The sequence below is a fragment of the Hymenobacter agri genome (assembly GCF_054778495.1).
In genome coordinates this window covers 1-1329 of sequence record NZ_BAAGZM010000877.1, presented here as the reverse complement: position 1 = coordinate 1329, position 1329 = coordinate 1, and the positions used below count along the sequence as shown (strand labels likewise).

3 protein-coding genes are annotated in these 1329 nt (G+C 59.4%); all 3 read left to right on the top strand.

The features are described from left to right. The first annotated feature begins 167 nt into the window (after positions 1-167). The 3 genes from ACYVDE_RS23010 (at position 168) to ACYVDE_RS23000 (ending at position 1187) form a co-directional block, all read left to right on the top strand. On the top strand, positions 168-503 hold the full coding sequence (locus tag ACYVDE_RS23010; RefSeq protein ID WP_460503864.1) for a 2Fe-2S iron-sulfur cluster-binding family protein: 336 nt from the start codon (positions 168-170) through the stop codon (positions 501-503). Positions 504-622: 119 nt separating this feature from the next. Beyond that, positions 623-859: a Fe-S cluster assembly protein IscX gene (gene iscX / locus ACYVDE_RS23005; RefSeq protein WP_460503863.1), complete on the top strand. Its 237-nt coding sequence runs from the start codon at positions 623-625 to the stop codon at positions 857-859. Between the two features lie 133 nt (positions 860-992). Then, positions 993-1187 (top strand): cold-shock protein, encoded by a 195-nt coding sequence (locus ACYVDE_RS23000; RefSeq protein WP_460503862.1) that lies wholly within the window; start codon positions 993-995, stop codon positions 1185-1187. Positions 1188-1329: the final 142 nt, after the last annotated feature.

Here is a 1329-nt window from a genome sequence, read left to right as displayed (position 1 = left end):
GCCCACGCTGGCCGCCCACGAGGCCGCGCTGGCCGGGCACCCGGCCTGGCAGGCGCTATACGCGCAGCTCACGGCCAGCATCCAGGCCCAGCTTTGATGCCGGGGCCGGGAGGAGTACCTTTGCGGCGGCAAATGCCGCCTATTATTCGTCTTTATTGTTTTCCGTTTTGTCTGTTTCCGCCACCACCATCACCTTTCAGTTCAGCGACGGCCAGCCGGCCCAAACCCACGTGGCGGCCTCCGGCGAGTCGGTGCTCGACGTGGCCCTCAACAACGGCATTCAGCTGCAGCACAACTGCGGTGGCGTGTGCGGCTGCAGTACCTGCCACATCTACGTGAACGCCGGCGGCGACGACCTGCCCGAGATTTCCGATAAGGAAGAAGACTTCATCGACCGTGCCGAGAACCCGCGCATCAACTCGCGCCTGGCCTGCCAGTGCGTGGTCGAGCGCGACATGCAACTCGTCGTCACCATCCCGCCCCAGCACTTCCTGGGCCACTAGTTTTAAAGTGTTGAGTTTTCAGGGTTGAGAGTTGAGTTGTTGCTGCATGAGTCAACGGCTTTCTCAACGTCTGTAATTTTCACTCAACACTTATTCCTCAACACTCAACACTCCCAAAAATGCCCCACTTTGAGCCGCCCATGCACTGGGCCGACCACGAGGATATTGCCATGGCCCTCTACGAGAAGTTCGGCGACGACTTCACCGAGGCCAAAATCTACCGCATCCGCTTCACCGACCTCATCGAGTGGGTGCTGAGCTTGGATAACTTCGACGGTACCCGTGAGCAGGCCACCGAAGGCCACCTGGAGCAGATTCAGGCTAAGTGGGTGTACGAGTGGCGCGATAACCAATAGCCTGCCGCGCTCAGGCCAACCCCGCACGGACATCCCGCGTAAGCGGCTCTGAAACGGCAGCGCGTTGCTGCTGCTTCAGGCCTTTCCGCAGCCTTTACCCGGGCGGTTGTTCGTTTCCTTTTTAGTTTTTCGCATGAAAACCGGCATCATCAAATTTTTTAACGAAGACAAAGGCTATGGCTTCGTAACCGACGACGAAACCAAGCAGGATTTCTTCGTTCACGTCACCGGCCTCAATGGAGCTACGGTAAAGCAAAACGACCGGGTAGAGTTCGACACGCAGGAGGGCCGCAAAGGCATCAATGCCGTCAACGTTCGCAAAATCTGAGCTTGAAAACCGACGGCTGGCGTTCGCGCCAGCTTCCCGAAAGCCTCTCTTTCCACGGAGAGGCTTTTTTGTGCCCGCTCCTCCCGCCGGGCGCGCAGGCAGCCCGCCGCTTCTGCCGACCTTTGCCTCCGCCGCCCGCCCC

Excerpts from the sequence above, each read along its gene's own strand:
- iscX (WP_460503863.1), top strand. The coding sequence starts at position 623 with ATGCCCCACTTTGAGCCGCCCATGCACTGGGCCGACCACGAGGATATT.
- ACYVDE_RS23000 (WP_460503862.1), top strand. The coding sequence starts at position 993 with ATGAAAACCGGCATCATCAAATTTTTTAACGAAGACAAAGGCTATGGC.